Origin of the sequence: Photobacterium sanctipauli (assembly GCF_003026495.1) — a bacterium.
Classification (GTDB): domain Bacteria; phylum Pseudomonadota; class Gammaproteobacteria; order Enterobacterales; family Vibrionaceae; genus Photobacterium; species Photobacterium sanctipauli.
This window is the reverse complement of sequence record NZ_PYMA01000003.1, coordinates 127,166-143,401: the sequence shown is the minus strand read 5'-3', so window position 1 is coordinate 143,401 and position 16,236 is coordinate 127,166. Positions and strand designations below refer to the sequence as shown.

The 16,236-nt window shown below is 47.7% G+C and carries 11 protein-coding genes; 3 read left to right on the top strand and 8 right to left on the bottom strand.

Annotation, left to right across the window (positions count from 1 at the left end; genetic code table 11):
• Positions 1–273 precede the first annotated feature (273 nt).
• The 3 genes from C9I98_RS06880 to C9I98_RS06870 all read right to left on the bottom strand — a co-directional run bounded on the left by C9I98_RS06880 (position 274) and on the right by C9I98_RS06870 (position 4,772).
• Positions 274–2,823 (bottom strand): Ig-like domain-containing protein, encoded by a 2,550-nt coding sequence (locus C9I98_RS06880; protein ID WP_107271771.1) that lies wholly within the window; start codon positions 2,821–2,823, stop codon positions 274–276.
• Positions 2,824–3,207: 384 nt separating this feature from the next.
• Positions 3,208–3,480 carry a hypothetical protein gene (locus tag C9I98_RS06875; protein ID WP_107271770.1) on the bottom strand — a complete coding sequence of 91 codons (273 nt, stop codon included), beginning with the start codon at positions 3,478–3,480 and terminating at the stop codon, positions 3,208–3,210.
• 110 nt (positions 3,481–3,590) lie between these two features.
• Positions 3,591–4,772, bottom strand: a complete 1,182-nt coding sequence (locus C9I98_RS06870) for a M20 aminoacylase family protein (protein ID WP_081878916.1) — start codon at positions 4,770–4,772, stop codon at positions 3,591–3,593.
• A gap of 139 nt (positions 4,773–4,911) precedes the next feature.
• Between C9I98_RS06870 and C9I98_RS06865 the strand changes: the two genes are divergently transcribed.
• Positions 4,912–5,847: a LysR family transcriptional regulator gene (locus C9I98_RS06865; protein WP_036821081.1), complete on the top strand. Its 936-nt coding sequence runs from the start codon at positions 4,912–4,914 to the stop codon at positions 5,845–5,847.
• Positions 5,848–5,907: 60 nt separating this feature from the next.
• On the opposite strand, the gene C9I98_RS06860 is transcribed toward C9I98_RS06865, so the two are convergent.
• Both C9I98_RS06860 and C9I98_RS06855 read right to left on the bottom strand, forming a co-directional pair.
• Positions 5,908–7,224 (bottom strand): outer membrane protein transport protein, encoded by a 1,317-nt coding sequence (locus C9I98_RS06860; RefSeq protein ID WP_036821084.1) that lies wholly within the window; start codon positions 7,222–7,224, stop codon positions 5,908–5,910.
• Positions 7,225–7,451: 227 nt separating this feature from the next.
• Complete coding sequence (locus C9I98_RS06855; RefSeq protein ID WP_036821087.1) at positions 7,452–8,336, bottom strand: LysR family transcriptional regulator; 885 nt, start codon at positions 8,334–8,336, stop codon at positions 7,452–7,454.
• A 171-nt stretch (positions 8,337–8,507) separates the two neighbouring features.
• Here C9I98_RS06855 and C9I98_RS06850 point away from each other — a divergent pair, with 171 nt between their 5' ends.
• Together C9I98_RS06850 and C9I98_RS06845 are read left to right on the top strand one after the other, a co-directional pair.
• Positions 8,508–9,344, top strand: a complete 837-nt coding sequence (locus C9I98_RS06850) for a bifunctional allantoicase/(S)-ureidoglycine aminohydrolase (RefSeq protein ID WP_107271769.1) — start codon at positions 8,508–8,510, stop codon at positions 9,342–9,344.
• A 265-nt stretch (positions 9,345–9,609) separates the two neighbouring features.
• A complete protein-coding gene (locus C9I98_RS06845; protein WP_036827752.1) occupies positions 9,610–10,545 on the top strand; it encodes a bile acid:sodium symporter family protein in 936 nt (311 codons plus the stop codon).
• Positions 10,546–10,652: 107 nt separating this feature from the next.
• On the opposite strand, the gene C9I98_RS06840 is transcribed toward C9I98_RS06845, so the two are convergent.
• The 3 genes from C9I98_RS06840 to C9I98_RS06830 all read right to left on the bottom strand — a co-directional run bounded on the left by C9I98_RS06840 (position 10,653) and on the right by C9I98_RS06830 (position 16,184).
• The gene (locus tag C9I98_RS06840; protein ID WP_245907104.1) at positions 10,653–12,470 is read right to left on the bottom strand and encodes an ATP-dependent zinc protease family protein; all 1,818 of its coding nucleotides are present in this window, start codon (positions 12,468–12,470) and stop codon (positions 10,653–10,655) included.
• Between the two features lie 300 nt (positions 12,471–12,770).
• The gene (locus C9I98_RS06835; protein ID WP_107271767.1) at positions 12,771–14,684 is read right to left on the bottom strand and encodes an ATP-dependent zinc protease family protein; all 1,914 of its coding nucleotides are present in this window, start codon (positions 14,682–14,684) and stop codon (positions 12,771–12,773) included.
• A gap of 207 nt (positions 14,685–14,891) precedes the next feature.
• Entirely contained in the window at positions 14,892–16,184 is a 1,293-nt protein-coding gene (locus tag C9I98_RS06830) for an alpha/beta fold hydrolase (protein WP_036829320.1), read from the bottom strand.
• Positions 16,185–16,236: the final 52 nt, after the last annotated feature.

Genomic DNA, 16,236 nt, shown 5'->3' with positions numbered 1-16,236 from the left:
TTTATAACAATTAATTTTTGTCTTTTGATTAGGTAGGTTGCTAAATGTTGTGTAAATTTATTTTTGAATCTAAGTCATTGAGTTGTTATGTTTTTATTTGGTGTTGGCATTTGTGGGTAAAAGGGGGGCTTTAGTTGTGTAGTTGCTTTGGTTAGACGTTGTTTAAAGTTTGGATAAAATAAAATTTATATATTTTTTAAGCAAAAGTTTGACACCCATCAAAAAAGCCCGAGAGTCACTCGGGCTTCAATTATAATAATTGAATACTAACTGTTAACGCTGATTTAGCTCGCTTAACTTAGCACCAACACCTTGTGAATATGCGCGGTCGTAATATTCATCCCAGTTAATTGACCAGTACATTACACCGCCAAAGTTGTCGTAGGTTTTCTCTGGTACGACTGAATCACACTGAGTACCAAGAACCAAACAATCGAGTGCCTTATTGGTGTCTTCTATTGTTGCCTGGCCACTACCGGCTGCTTTAGCGCCTGAAGGTAGACCGATTGAAACCTGATCATCACGCAGTGGGGCAAAGTCAGGGCCATGACCGTAAGCTGTCTGGAAGCCTTCCACCAACATCTTCTGTGCTGCAACCATCATATCAATAGAGCCAATCGGTGCCGTGCCGCCATATGGGTGCTCCAATCCGCCATTGTTATATAGCTGGACATGTAGCAGGTCTAGCATATCGCGGGTTTCGTTAATCACAGGTAGGTAAGCCCCCCAAACTGTGCCGTCAGCGACACTCACGTAACCGCCTTGAACATAAGGGTGTTCAGGTGCCATGGTGAGGTACAGGTCACGGCCCAGCTTGTCTTGGATGCTACGCAATGCACGTGGTAGGCGCTTCTGGATTTCAGAACCGTTGACCAGCCCCGAGCCACTTTCGTAGTCGACATCCAAGCCGTCAAAGCCCCATTCCTCAACGATGGCGGTTAGGCTATCGACAAAGGCTTGCTCTGAAGCATCATCAGTAAGCGTGATTGTGCCTTCCGCACCACCTAGCGATAGTACAATCTTGCGACCGTCGGCTTGCAGTGCCTTGATGTCTTGCTTGAAACGCTCTGCATCAATGGCAGGGCAACCCGCATCCCCTGAGAACAAGTTGAAGTAGTTGGTACCCGGTTGCGACTGGTTGGTGTCAGCAAAGGCAATGTCGATGACATCCCATTCGGTTGGAATATCGCTCAGGTTCATTGGACAAACAGAGCCGTTCACAAAGTTGTGCCAGTAACCGACAAGCTTGTGTTTTTTCTCTTCGGTGAGGGTGACACTGATTGGAACCGCACTCGAGAATTCTTCATCACCGCTGCCGTCAACGGCTTTAGCTTGGATTTGATATTCACCAGCCGCTTCGGAAGTCCACGTTGCCTTGTAAGGTGCTTGTGATGCAGTTGCCACCACTTTACCGTTCACTAGGAACTCAACGCGGTCGATATCGGAGGTAAATGACTTGGCATCGGCTTCCATTTCAACAGGTGTGCCTAAGCCAAAACGCGAACCCGGTGTTGGTTTGGTAACATCAACAACCAATGCTTGGTCGGTTACTGTGATTTGCTGGGTGGCTTCACCTTCACCGCCATCTTCGTCAGTTGCGATGGCTTTGAGTGAAGTGTTCCCGATGGTGACTGGTGTCCATTCAAGCTGGTAATTGTTGCCATCGACAATTCCATCCCCAATCAGCTGGCTATCAGCGAAGAACTGTACTTTGGTAATAGCAAAGTCGCCAGCATTGGCGTTCACGACTAGGTTGGTTGGAATGCCTGCCAGTAAGGTTTCGCCAGCCGCTGGTGAAGTAAAGCTCAGCTCAGGCGCTGTGCCACAGTCACCTTCGTGTTTCCATGCATCTTCCCAATACTGGCCGACGCCTGGCTCGTAGGCCCAAGCTGCGCCACCACACCAGCCAGCAACCTGGCAGCTGTATTGGTTATCAACATTGGTGACCACTTGGCCTTGGGTATAGGCTTCTCCTTCGGTATAAGCAGGCAGATCTTTACAGCTACCGCCAGGGGCGTTGCCGTTTACCGTGAAGCTAACGGCTTCAGTTTTAGTGCTCTGCTGGTTGCTGTCGATAGCTTGAGCAAACACAGCATGGTTACCTGCTTTAGCGGTCCAACTATGTTGGTATGGGGCGCTGTTGTCACTGCCGACAAGGCTATCATTGAGGAAGAATTCGACTCGCTCAATGCTGCTGTGCTCGCTGCTGGCATCGGCGGAGAATGTCACAACGTCTCCCTCATCATAAGTGCTGCCAGTACCCGGAGAGGTGAGTGTCACTTCAGGTGGTAAACTAATATCGCCATCGACAATGGTAATACTCACTTGGCTGGTTTCTGTCAGGTTGTCGATGTTAGTTGCTTTAACAGCAATGATCGTTTGTCCTAATTGAGAGGGGGTCCACTCGGTCGAGAAGGGCTCTTGTTGGATGATGGCAACCGACTCTCCATTTGCAATAAACTCCACTTCTTTTATTTCGGAATTCTGGCTGGTTACTTGGGCGGCAAGCAAAATGGATTTATCGAGAACGAATTGACCGCCGTCTTGAGGAGAAGTGATATCAATAGTTGGCGGTTGCGGCTCGCTAGACTCACATTGGCCAAGCAGACTCCATTCCTGCCATTGGTCGGAGTATTCGTCGGGCGGATTACCCTGCGACCACCAGTTTGCCTGATAGGCATGATTGAGGTGCTGTACACTGTCGCCACCATTATAGGCAGTGGTACTGTTCCAAATATCGAGATTTGTACAGTCATACCCATTGGCAAAGGCTTGGGGTGACAATAGGGCGGCAATAATGCCGGTGAGGGTGAGTTTATTCATCAGAAATCCTTTTTAATTGTGGATTTATTTACCGGTTGGATAGTTATTATTTATAAGTTTCATTTGACGTTGTTAATAATTTTAAAAATATATTTATATCTTTTTCCCTGATAATGAAAGCGGTTTAGTCCTAGTTTTTTTATTTCATAAAATTTGTATTTTATTGTTGTGATCTGCTCCCAAGAACAGTAATGATTAGTGAAGGGTTACTATAAGTGCACTATTATCAAAGGTTTAACTTTATCTGTTGAGTCAATATCATTTTGCGACAATATAACCAGCTAGTATTAGCTAAATAATGGGTAATAACGGTGAAGGGGATGGTTTTAAAACAACATATTATTATTTTTTAGGTAGGGTAATCATAATTAATGATTGCTGGGATCACTTTACCCGCAACAACCTATGCCTTTCGCCATTGATATGAAACACCAAGACTTGTGAGACTTTCATATTTTCCACTTGTTGCAGTGTCGCCTCTTCATAGCCTCGTTTTTTCATCCATTGTAGTGGTGTAGAGAAGTTGTCTTCGTTGATGACAAAAGACTCATCTTGAAATGTGCTGGAGTGGATATTGATAACCCAAACCCGCCCGCTGAAGTCTAACAATTCGCTGGTCGCTTGCTTTACTCGGGGCCAAAAAGATGAAGAAGCCATATCAAATACTCATGAAGATTACGTTCGGTAGAGTATCAAAGATATGGCTAACAGCAAGGTGATTATTGGCTGCAGTGCGGCCGTATTCTTAGTCGTTAAAATCGAAGCTATTAACCGATTTTCAGCTCTTCTTGAACCATTTTGACAAAAAATGATGCCCCAATTGGAATGATCTCATCATTGAAGTCGTAGTTTGGGTTGTGAACACATATACCGCCTTTCCCTCCATCCGTACCGTTGCCCAGTAGCAGGTAACATGCAGGCACTTGCTGAGCCATGAATGAGAAGTCTTCGCTGCCTGGCAGTGGGGCGCAAGTAGGGTTGACTTTGTCTTTACCCACGACGCTTTCTGCTACTTTTGTCGCAATAACGGTTGCCTCAGGGTGATTGACGGTAGCAGGGTAGCTGCCTGGACGGATAGTGATGCTAGCTTCTGCGCCACTGGCAATTGCGGTGTGCTCAACAATGGCTTTTAAACGCTCAATGCAGTGGGTTCTCACTTGTTCATCAAAGGCACGTAAACAACCTTTCATCTCAGCTTTAGCGGGAATGACATTAAAGGTACCGCTACCGGCATGCAGGTCGGTAAATGAAAGTACGGCGGCATCAAGTGAAGAGGTATTTCGGCTAATGATTGACTGGGCCGATAAAACAATCTGGCTCATGATCAAGGTTGGATCAATAGCCGACTCAGGCATAGCACCGTGCCCGCCTTTGCCTGTGATGGTTATTTCAAAGCGATCTGAGCTTGCCATTATCGCCCCTTCTTTTAACCAAAACTCACCTTGGGGGATACCGGGCATATTGTGCATGCCATAAACACGTTGGCATGGGAAGCGCTCAAACAACCCCTCCTCAACCATCACCTTTGCACCGCCCAAGCCTTCTTCCGCAGGCTGGAAAATGAAGTACACGGTGCCAGCAAATTCACGTCGTTGCGCTAAATACCAGGCAGCAGCAAGTAACATTGTGGTGTGGCCATCGTGCCCACAACCGTGCATTTTACCGTGATGAACAGATGCGTGTTCAAATTGGTTGTGCTCCTCCATGGCGAGAGCATCCATATCGGCTCTTAGGCCTATGGCAAGATCAGAGTCATAGCTACCTTTGAGGACGCCAACAACGCCTGTCGTGGCAATGCCGGTATGGACTTCATCAAATCCCCATTCGGTGAGTTTATTGGCAATAAGCTCGGCGGTTCGGCTTTCTTCAAAACCAAGTTCGGGATGTTGATGTATATCTCGACGCCATAGCGTGAAAATTTCGTTGTTTTGCTGCAGTGCTTCAATCATCTGAATTCCTTTCTTGAATAGCCTGTAGTGTATAATGCTTTGTTATGGTTAAAGCAGAACGTTATAGGTTAAATCCACTTTATATGGATATATCCTAAGGTGATAATGACTTGTGATTATTGGACTATAAGGAAATGTTATGGCAAGCCGTGGCTTTACCGACAGCCAAATTGAAGCGTTCACTTGGGTGATGAAAACCAGAAGTGCGACAGAGGCTGCCGAAAAAATGCTGATCTCCCAGCCAGCGGTGAGCCGCTTGATCAAACAACTTGAAGAACGACTGGGTTTTAGCTTGTTCGAAAGGGTGAATAACCGCTTGCTACCGACAAGGCATGGTAGTTTGTTCTATAACGAGGTGGAGCGTGTTTATGTTGGCTTGAATCATTTAAAGCAATTTGCCGATAAGATCAAAGACACAGCAGCGGGACAATTGCGGATAGTCAGTATGCCATCCTTCGCCACCAGCCTGTTGCCCAGTGCCGCCATCTTGCTGGCTGAGCAATTTCCTGAGTTGGAAATGAGCTTGTATTCGTATCGCTCAGAACAAATCCCTACTGATATGGCGGCGGAGCGGTTTGATTTTGCGATTACCTTATCGGCAGAGCAAGATGCCCGCTATCAAAGCTATTTCTATTCGCTACCAACTGCGTTTATTGTGCCCAAGCATCATCCGTTGGCTCAAAAGTCGGTCATTACCCCTCAAGACTTGCAAGGTGAAACGTTAATTGTCGGTGAGCCTGAAGAGCGTAGTCGGGCAACCATTATTAATCGCTTGAACGAGTTAGACATAAAGCCAAAGAAAATATGGACGGTGTCTTTAAGTGATATCGCAACCAGACTTGTTGCTAACGGTAAGGGCATATCGGTTATCAATGCAGTGTCAGCATTGGATGCTGAGCAGCACTGGGGTGTTGTTTGCAGGCCATTCGAGGAACCGATTGAGAGCCAATTACAGCTGATCCTGCCGTTGGATAAGAATATGGATCCTGCCACCCAGAAACTGGTTATGGAGCTGAAGCAGATCATCGAGCGCAAAATTTATCAGTGTGGTAGCCAGCTTATAACGGACAACTAGGCACAGAAACACGCGGCTACTTCACGATGAAGTCGCCGCGCTGTGAGTCATAACCGCCAATTAGAACGTTCGGCTGTACTGCAAGCCAACAAGGATCGCATCAGATCGAGTGGTGGCATCGGTGATCGAAGGTGCCGGCAATGCAGGGTGCAGTGTTTCATCGAATGTCACATCCTGACCGATAAGGTAAGTGATACCGAAATCAATGTTTTGTTGACGATCTAAGTGATACGTAAAGCCGCCAGATAGCCATTGGCGGTCTGAATCTGGAATTGAAATGGATTTAAGCTCATCGGTTGCGGCAACATCGTACATATAGCCGGCTCTTAGGGTCCATTCATCGTTGAGATAGTTGGTACCGCCAACAGAGGCGTGACCTGCATCTTTCCACTGGTATTCTTTCTCAAGTCCACCAATAACAAGCGTATCAAATGCACTCCACTGCACCCACTGCAAGCTATAGTGAACCGCGAATAATTCGCTTAGACGGTGGTAACCCGAGAATTCGGCCATGTCTGGCAGTGGGATATCCATTGAATCAGCGGTAGTGGTGCCGCCTTTAACATCGCCATCCACTTCTAGCGTAGGGCTATAACGGTAGCTTAGGCCAAAGCGGTGGTGCTCACTCAGTTCATACACCAAACCTGCGTTCCAACCAAAGCCCACGCCGGAAGCATCGACGTCTACGACGTTGGCTTGGTAGACATCACAATTAGTGCCAAGTACGCATGCTTCGGCACCGATAGTACGCGATAGCTCACCCATACCATAAATCACATCGATACCTGCACCGATGCTCAGTTTTTCGTTAAGGCGGTAAGACAACATAGTGCCAAAATTCATGCTCATTACGCTGGTGGTGCCACCAAAAATGGACGCGACGAAGTCATCCTCAAATTGGGTTTCAGTACCAAAGTTTGAGTAGGCAGACAAACCCCAAGCCCATTGATCGTTGAGGGGAACAACCAAGTGTAGGTTTGGTACAACAGAGGTGCCACCAATATCACTAGTACCACCAATATCATAGCTATTGGAGCTAAAGCCCACGGAGGGATCTGTTGGAGGTACAGGGCCAACACCAGGCGTACCGGGGATATAGTTGGCACTTGCTTGGTTGTAGGTGCCCGATTCGACATTGACATCAGTTGCGATGACGTTGAAGCCTAGCGAGAAGCTGGTTTCATCAAACAGAGCCATAGCAGCTGGGTTACGCGCGACGACAGAGGCGTTATCGGCAATCACAGCGTCACCAGCAAAAGCACGGCCTAGACCGGTTGCTGATTGGCTGTTGAGCTGAAATCCGGCCGACATTGCAGGCGCGGAGGTAGCGGAGATTGTGGCAATGACTGCGCAATATAATACGTGCTTCTTATTCATAGTTTTTAGTTGATATTCGTTTTAATTTTAAATGTGTTAGCACATAGCAATTAACATGTGCGACAGCGCAATCTTGGTTTATTCAAGCTACGCAAAGGTATCAACATACTAAGTAAAAGCAGGGTTTTAGAGATAGATTAAATGGCCTATCGCAATTGGGTATTCTGTTAAGGTAATTAAGAGTGCTTAGTGAATGAGTAATATTACACTTGAAGCAATAGGCGCATTTAGCCCTCCTCAGGACATGTATTTTTCGCAAAAATACCGTCGCAAGCTTCAGTAAGATATTCCGCTAATAATTTCATTTGGCTTGAACGTTGTGGTCCGACATGGAGCCATAGCTCCAGAGGTGACACATTGGGCAGCCCTTGTTTTTCACCCAACACCCGATGCTGCTGGGTGACTAATCGCTTCGGCAGCAGGGAAATACCCAGTCCGGCTTCAACAGCACAACCCACTCCAGACAAGCTGGTGGTGATATAGGCCATTCGCCATTTCTTCCCAAGGCTATCAAAGGTGTGTGCCATTTCACTTCGGTAGAGCCCTGTGCTAGGCAGGCCAACCAAAGGGACTGTGTCCTGTTCTAGGCTATTGGCATGCTTGCCGTCTATCCAGCATAAGGGCTCTGACCAACATGCTTCTCCTTGGGCGGTGCCTAACCGGTGTTTAACCAAGGCAAGATCCAAGTCGAGGTTTTGGAACTGAGTCCAGATATCACTGCACATGCCACTCTTTACTTCAAGCCGGACATCGGGGAATGCTTTGGCAAAACGGGTGAGGGTGGGCATGAGTTCGTGGGTGGCAAAGTCTTCAGGCACTCCAAGTCGAATAGGGCGCTGTTCGGCAACAATGGCGGTTTGGGCAACGGCTTCTTCCATCATGTCTAGGATGCGACGGGCATAGGTGACAACCCGCTCGCCTTCAAGGGTAGCAGTAGTATGGCGCTTGTTGCGAGACAGCAACTCACAACCGAGTTGCGCTTCGAGTTTTTTGACCTGCTGGCTAATGGTCGATTGGGTGAGGTGGGTACTTTCTGCTGCTCGGGTAAAGCTGCCAGTATCGACAACAGCAACCAAGCTTTTCAGTAAAATCGGGTCTAGCGTTTGCTGCATAGCTTTACCTACGAAATTAGTGGCATTTCCACTGATAATAATAAAATTATTTAAATTATCAATTGTTAATTATTTGTGTATGATGTGTTTATACACACAACATAACGAATGTAGGCTGCGAAAGATAGCGTGGCTGATATAACTACTTTCTTGTATGAAGGACGACAAGATATGAGCAATAAACACCAGTACTATTCACCGCAAGGCGGCCTTCCTCCCCAAACACAATTATTATCAGATCGCGCCGTATTAACCGAAGCCTACGCGATTATCCCCAAGCGTGTTATGACCGATATTGTGACCAGTTTCCTACCGTTCTGGGAAAACATGCGCATGTGGGTTATTGCTCGCCCGCTAAGTGGCTTTTCTGAGACATTCTCGCAGTATATTGTTGAGATTGATCCGAACGGCGGTTCAAACCGTCCTGAGCTTGATTCGAGTGCGGAAGGGGTACTGTTCGTAGTGGCGGGTGAAATGGATATCACCATCGAAGGTGAGCACCACCACATGACAGAGGGTGGCTATGCTTTCCTACCGCCTGGTTGTGATTGGACAGTACACAATAACAGCAACCAGCCTGTGCGTTTCCACTGGGTTCGTAAAGCTTACCAATTTGTTGATGGGCTTGAAGTACCGCCGGCATTTGTGACCAATGAAAATGAGCTTGATCCGATCGAGATGCCAGATACCGATGGCGGCTGGGCGACAACCCGTTTTGTAAGCCCTGAAGATATGCGTCACGACATGCACGTTAATATTGTGACCTTTCAGCCGGGCTCAGTGATCCCATTCGATGAAACCCACGTGATGGAGCATGGTTTGTATGTGCTGCAAGGGAAGGCGGTGTACCACTTGAACCAAGATTGGGTTGAAGTAGAGGCTGGCGACTTTATGTGGTTACGCGCCTTCTGCCCGCAGTCTTGTTATGCCGGCGGCCCTGGTCCATTCCGTTACCTACTGTACAAAGACGTTAACCGCCATATGCCGTTTATTCGTCCGAAGAACTAATTTAAGCAGCTTCAGATTGCATTAAATCCCTAGCCACACTTCCGGCACCATGATAATGGTGCCGGTTTTTTTAATGCTGAAAATATCGCATTAGTTACTATTTTTCCTAGGTGATATTTTTGTTATTAGGCGATATATATCGCTTATACATCTATTTTTAACCTCTCGTTGTGAATCAATATTTCCCGCTATTAATTCTGATTTATCTATGAAATATTTCTTCTATAACAACATACTTGGATAAAAAACGTTATAGGGATTGTTCATGATAGGGAAAATCATTCAACTGTTTCCACTTTGGGCTGTACTGATTTCAGTATTGGCTTTCTTCCAACCCGCTTTGTTTGTCGATTTAAAAACACAAATCGTGCCATTGCTTACCATCATTATGTTGGCGATGGGGATCAGCCTGTCTCCAAAAGACTTCGCCAATGTTCTTACCCATAAGGCGGCTGTGGGCGTCGGGGTGGTATTACAGTTTCTGATCATGCCATTAGCGGCACTGTTGATCAGCTTCGTGCTGGGGTTTGATGCAGATCTGACCGTCGGTATGGTGCTGGTGGGTAGCGTGGCGGGCGGTACGTCTTCGAATGTGATGGCGTTTCTTGCTAAAGGCAACGTTGCCCTGTCGATTTCAATGACGGCGGTATCTACCTTGCTCGGTGTGGTGCTCACACCATTACTGGTTGAATTACAGGTTGGTGAAACGGTCGATGTACCGGTGAGTGCGATGTTGATGAGTTTGGTTAAGATCGTGCTGGTGCCTGTTGCGATTGGTGTGTTGATCAATACGCTGGCACGTAAGCATATTGATAAGGTGAGTGAAGTGTTGCCATTGGTGTCGATGGCGGCCATTGTGATGGTCATTGCTATCGTGGTTGCGCTGAATGTCGATAACCTGAGCACCCTGGGGCCAATCATTGCCCTTGCCGTGATTCTTCACAATAGCTTTGGTTTGGTTGCCGGATACTTCTGCTGCCGGGCACTGGGCTTTAGCGAAACTATTTGCCGGACGGTCGCCTTTGAGGTTGGCCTTCAAAACTCAGGTTTGGCGACGGCGCTGGCGATGAAATTCTTTACCCCAGCAGCAGCTATTCCGGGCACTATCTTCTCGATTTGGCACAATATCTCAGGTTCGCTATTGGCGGGGTACTGGGCAAAGCGACAAGGTAGGGTAGAAGAGCAGACTGCGACTTCATAACTGCTGAGTGCGTGATAGCCGTAAACAGATAACAATAAAAAGATAGCCATAAACAAAAGGAGCGCCGTGCGCTCCTTTTTTGATGAGGGTAAGCAGTAGCGAATTGACTACTGCTTATCGCTTTTGGCTTTACCGGTATAAATGAACTGCTGGTCGCTGCTTACAACAATGTCATTTTTAAGGTAGTTCTGTCCCAGAATCATGCTGTACTCGAAACGGCTGCGATCACGCAGGTTAACCGCCACATCCTTTTCGATGTTACCTAGCTTCACGCGCATGCTAACCACCAAGCGTACTTGCGGCTCTTCACCTGCACGGGCCCGGATGCGCATTTCATCAATGACTTCGCGGGTGAATGCTTGTTCGTTGCCTTGGGCATTTTTGTAGGTAAACGAGACCCACTTCTTACCGTCCTTATCGAAGGTTTCGATATCCGTTGCATGCATTGAGCTGACGTCAGCGCCGGTATCAAGCTTGGCAGGGAAGCGCATGCCTTCGAGCTCAACGTTCTCGATATAGCCGGCCTTGGTTGGCTGACCCTTGTCAAGCAAATTGGTCGAACGGGTGTTGACCAGTAAGGCGCCGTGCATCAAGTCAGGGCTTATTTCGAACAGAGAACCCTCTTCCACTGCATCAGGGTTAGCTTCCAATGCTACATCTTTTAAAAGCATAGATGACGCCAAGTTGACTTCTACGTTAACGACGGTACGGACGGTTTCACCAACGCGTATTTTGGATTGGATTGGCTTTTCAAAGCTATGGGCGCTGCCATCAGCATCAACCACATTGTATTGGACAACGCGCCCATGTTCAGTTTTGTGCTCATTAATCGCCGGGACATTGAGTACTGGGGTTTTGATCAACCCAGAAGGAACAGCATTGACGACTGTCCCATCGATATTAATTGTTTCTTTGGGGCTCATCATGAGCGATGTGTCGTCTTTTAGCAGTGTCTCTAAAGTGTCCAGAGGCTTTTCGCCAAGGTAGGTTTCGCCAAGGCTGATCACAAAGTTTTTGTTAAGAGCTTCTCGACCAAGGCGAAGTTGGCTGCTATTTTTCGAACGGTCACGCAGGTATGCGAGAATATGGCCGTTGAATTGCTCTGTTGGGCTTTCAGCTTCGCCTATCTTGATAGGAAGAGAGACGAGAGGGCGGCTGGTGTCCCTGAACTTGAGCATTTTGACCAGCGGTAGGGTCATTTTCTTTTTTTCGTTGGTTCGGCCTTGGGTGGTAAAGCTGACCTGCTGCTTTTTCGCGTCGACTTTAATGTCTGTCGCATGAAGGATACTGTAACGGTTCTGGAGTGAGTGGCTGACCTCCATCGCTAAGCCGTTGACTGTCGCGATTTCTTTGCGCCCAATTACTTGTGCTGTTTTTTGTTCCTGCAAGTAGTCAAACCCGGCGTCGACCCAGGCCGTATCGCTCAAGAACGTCTTACCAATTAGAATCGGGTATGAAAAGCGCTCTCGGTCTGCGAGGTTGACATCAGTCAGGATGGTTTTGTCAGCAATCTTAAGTTCGAGTTTAACGACTGGACGTGGAATGTGCCCTTCCTCACCGCGAATTTTGACCATTGCCAACCGGTACAGCGGCTTAGTTAGGCGGACGGATTCACCAGTATATGGGTTGGTGATGTCAAAGCTGATCATGAGGTCAGTTTTGTCCTTCCGGTCTCTCATTCGGTAGGTGTTTAGTGTATCGAACTCCTCGGCGATGGCATTGAGTAGCGCCATGCCTGATAAGCCCTCAAAGACTTTATCGGTAGCGGTGATCTCTATATTTGTTGCATGGATAGAGGTTGAGTCAGCCCCTGTATCGATTTTGGCTGGAATGCCAACGCCAGATAATTGTTCTATTTCTGGAAAATAAACTTTTTCAGCACGGCCAAGCACAATCTTATCATCAACGATTGTTCGCTGTTCCAAAAGAGAAACCTGCTGTGTTTGCTTAGCTGTAACCATTGTGGGTAATGCAGCAGCGATAGAAAGACATAAGGTTGAGATTAATCGAAGCGAAGCCATATCCATCCTACATAGTGTTAGTAAAAAATTGATTGCAATATAGATATTGTAAGTTTTATTCGCTTGATATGAGGAGTTTTATTCAAAATTGTGAAAAAATCGGTGTTTAAGCGCTTGCACCTTAAATAAAAAACGCCTGATGCGGGGCACCAGGCGTTGAAATCGGAGCGTTGCTCCCCCTCATGATTGGGGGCCGGCTTATCGTTATTCTATCGCTTTTTTGGTGTAGATAAACTGCTGGTCGCTGCTTACTACAATGTCATTCTTAAGAAAGTTCTGCCCTAGGATCATACTGTATTCAAAACGGCTACGATCACGCAGGTTAACCGCCACATCCTTTTCGATGTTACCTAGCTTCACACGCATGCTAACCACCAAGCGTACTTGCGGCTCTTCACCTGCACGGGCCCGGATGCGCATTTCATCAATGACTTCGCGGGTGAATGCTTGTTCGTTGCCTTGGGCATTTTTGTAGGTAAACGAGACCCACTTCTTACCGTCCTTATCGAAGGTTTCGATATCCGTTGCATGCATTGAGCTGACGTCAGCGCCGGTATCAAGCTTGGCAGGGAAGCGCATGCCTTCGAGCTCAACGCTCTCGATATAACCGGTTTTGGTTGGGAATTGCTTCTCAAGCAAGTTGGTCGAACGGGTGTTAACAAGCAAAGCACCGTGCATCAGGCTAGGGCTAACTTCAAACAGCGACTCATCGTTCTCGGTCTCTGGGTTTGCTTCCAACGCAATGTCCTTGAGCAGTAGCGAAGACGGTAGCTTGATTTCAGAGCCAACAACAGTACGGACGGTTTCGCCAATACGGACTTTGGTTTTTATTGGCTTCTCATAGCTGTGAGGTACGCCATAAGCGTCAATCACGTTGTATTGCACCACACGGCCGTGTTCGGTTTTGTGCTCGTTTAGGGCTGGAATATTCAGTACTGGCGTCTTAATCAGGCCCGATGGCACCGCGTTGACGGCAGTTCCGTCGATGATGATCGTTTCTTCTGGGCTCATCATAAATGTTGTGTCGTCAGCTAGTTGAGACGCCAGTGTTTTAAGCGGCTTTTTACCCAGATAGGTTTCACCAAGGTTGACCACGAAGTTTTTGTTAAGCGCCTCTCGACCAAGGCGAAGTTGGCTGCTGTTTTTCGAACGATCACGCAGGTAGGCCAACACATAGCCGTCAAATTGCTCTTCTGGGTTATCTGCCGTCCCAATATTCACTGGCAGGTAAACCAGCGGGCGGCTGGCATCTTTGAACTTCAGCATTTTGACCAATGGTAAAGTCATTTGCTTTTGTTCTTTGGTACGGTTTTGGGTGGTAAAGCTGACTTGCTGCTTTTTCTCGTCGACTTTAATGTTGGTCGCGTGAAGGATGCTGTAGCGGTTTTGCAGCGAGTGACTCACTTCCATGATGACGCCATTGACTTCAGCGCGCTCTTTGCGGCCGATAACTTGGGCGTTTTTCTGCTCTTGCAAGTAATCAAAGCCTGCGTCCACCCAAGCGGTGTCCCTTAGAAACGTCTTGCCGATCAAGATGGGGTATGAGAAACGGCGGCGGTCGGCAAGGTTAACTTCGGTGCGTACAGTTCTGCCTGCAATATCGAGATCTAACTCGACAACAGGGCGAGCAAGGTGGCCTTCAGCGCTGCGGGTTTTGATCATTGCCAGCCTAAACAGCGGCTTGGTTAAACGGATAGCTTCACCGGTGTAAGGGTGGGTGATATCAAAGCTCACCATGATGTCGGTTTTGTCTTCGCGATCACGAAGCAGGGTCGTGTTCAGCGCATCGAACTCTTTGGCAATGGCATCAAGCAGCGCTTTTCCTTCAAGGCCATCGAAGACTTCGTCTCTGGCGGTGATGTCAATGTTGGTGGCATGGATAGACGTGGAATCCGCACCGGTGTCAATTTTAGCTGGGATACCTACGCCGGCCAGCTGGTCAACTTGCGGAAAGTAAACTTTCTCAGTACGACCAAGTACGATTTTGTCGTCGATGACACTGCGTTGCTCCCAAAGCGACGCTGCTTCCGCTGCTTGAGGTGGGTTAGCCATAACCATAGTGGGTGCTGCGGCAAATACAGAAAGGCACAAGGTTGTGATTAATCGAAGCGAAGCCATATCCATCCTGTGTAGGTGATAGTCATAAAATAATTGGGTCTAAGTGTACAGATTGTAAAAACTATAGGTGGTAGTTATTGTGCCAAATTCAGTGGCGGTTCAGCTTATACCAATCTGGATAAGTAATTGATCTAAGTATTATGCAGGCTGGTATTACCCAACAGCCGATTTCCTAAGCATAGACAACTGTTGGGTAAGGTAGGAGGGTTATTTCGGTAGGTTGGCGATTGCCTCGCCCATTTCGATTAGTTTGGACAAGATACGCTCGCCGTCGGCTCTTATGCCATTGTGCTCGTACTCGTTGGTGATCCACGCTTTGCTATTTGGGATCCCTTTCAGGGTTTCCTGCGAGTACGCCATCTCGACGTACATATCTTCGGCATAGACCGCGCATGTGACCGGCACGGTGTTGTTGGCAAGGGCGTTCACATCATAAAGGTCTGTCCAATCTTGCTTGATGGCAAGCATATCGGCCGCTTCTTTCAAGGGCTTCAGGCACTCAAACTGCTCGAACATCCAAGGGAAAACCATTTCACCTGTAAATAGGAAGGGTTGGCCGGTTTGGTAGTTGAACGCTGGGTACTGCTGTCGTACACGATGGGCAGACCATTCAGACGCCGTATGCTGGCAATAGATTGATTCATGCAAAATGGCGTAGATTGGGTTGGTCTGGTAGCTTTGCTCCGCCAGCATGGCATTGAGGAAGGTATAGCTCAGTGTCTCCTTGCCATCAATATTCACAAAGGCTTCTTCAAGCAAATAGTACATAGGCACATTGGCATGGCTACGGCCAAGGTTTATACCTATTAGCTGGAACTGCTCTACCGTAAAGCGCTGTCCATTTGGTAGGTAAACCTCATTATTTTGTAGGTAATCAGCGATTTTTTGGCACTGTATTTGAGCCTGTGGGAATTGGGCAAAGAACGCTTGGTTCTTGTCTAATACCCGTTGATAGGTCGCTTGATAAACATCGTCAGCATGGCGAACCAATGATGGTACGCCACCGGTAAGGTAAGCACGAGACAGGCTTTGTGGGTAGAACGACAAGTATGTCAGTGAGCAAAAGCCGCCAAAGCTCTGGCCGAGAATTGCCCATTTTTCTACCCCGAATTGCTCACGGATGGCTTCGGCGTCGCGCACAATGTTGTCAGCACGAAAATGGGTCAGGTACTCCGCTTGTGCCTGTGGCGTCATGGCAGCCAGTGTTTGGTGGCTGATCACTGTGCTGTTGCCCGTCCCTCGTTGGTCGAGCAACAGTACACGGTATTGTGACAAGGCGCACTTTAACCAGCCAGAGCGGCTATCTGGGCGCGGAGAAGGAAAGCCAGGGCCGCCTTGGAAATACACCAGCCAAGGTAGGGCCGAATTGTCTTTGTTTAGGTCAACGACTTCACGTGCAAATACCTGAATCTGTTTTCCTTGCGGGTTTGAGTAATCTAGCGGTAACTCAAACTGGTGTTGGCGGTACAAGATATCGCCATCGATGAATGTAGTCTGCACGGGTTGCTCCTTTAACACATGAAAACAAGATGTTAACAACTTTTATGGTGCA

What these genes read in the sequence shown, in the direction of transcription:
- C9I98_RS06880 (WP_107271771.1), bottom strand. Translation starts at nt 2,823, where the DNA reads ATGAATAAACTCACCCTCACCGGCATTATTGCCGCCCTATTGTCACCC.
- C9I98_RS06875 (WP_107271770.1), bottom strand. Translation starts at nt 3,480, where the DNA reads ATGGCTTCTTCATCTTTTTGGCCCCGAGTAAAGCAAGCGACCAGCGAA.
- C9I98_RS06870 (WP_081878916.1), bottom strand. Translation starts at nt 4,772, where the DNA reads ATGATTGAAGCACTGCAGCAAAACAACGAAATTTTCACGCTATGGCGT.
- C9I98_RS06865 (WP_036821081.1), top strand. Translation starts at nt 4,912, where the DNA reads ATGGCAAGCCGTGGCTTTACCGACAGCCAAATTGAAGCGTTCACTTGG.
- C9I98_RS06860 (WP_036821084.1), bottom strand. Translation starts at nt 7,224, where the DNA reads ATGAATAAGAAGCACGTATTATATTGCGCAGTCATTGCCACAATCTCC.
- C9I98_RS06855 (WP_036821087.1), bottom strand. Translation starts at nt 8,336, where the DNA reads ATGCAGCAAACGCTAGACCCGATTTTACTGAAAAGCTTGGTTGCTGTT.
- C9I98_RS06850 (WP_107271769.1), top strand. Translation starts at nt 8,508, where the DNA reads ATGAGCAATAAACACCAGTACTATTCACCGCAAGGCGGCCTTCCTCCC.
- C9I98_RS06845 (WP_036827752.1), top strand. Translation starts at nt 9,610, where the DNA reads ATGATAGGGAAAATCATTCAACTGTTTCCACTTTGGGCTGTACTGATT.
- C9I98_RS06835 (WP_107271767.1), bottom strand. Translation starts at nt 14,684, where the DNA reads ATGGCTTCGCTTCGATTAATCACAACCTTGTGCCTTTCTGTATTTGCC.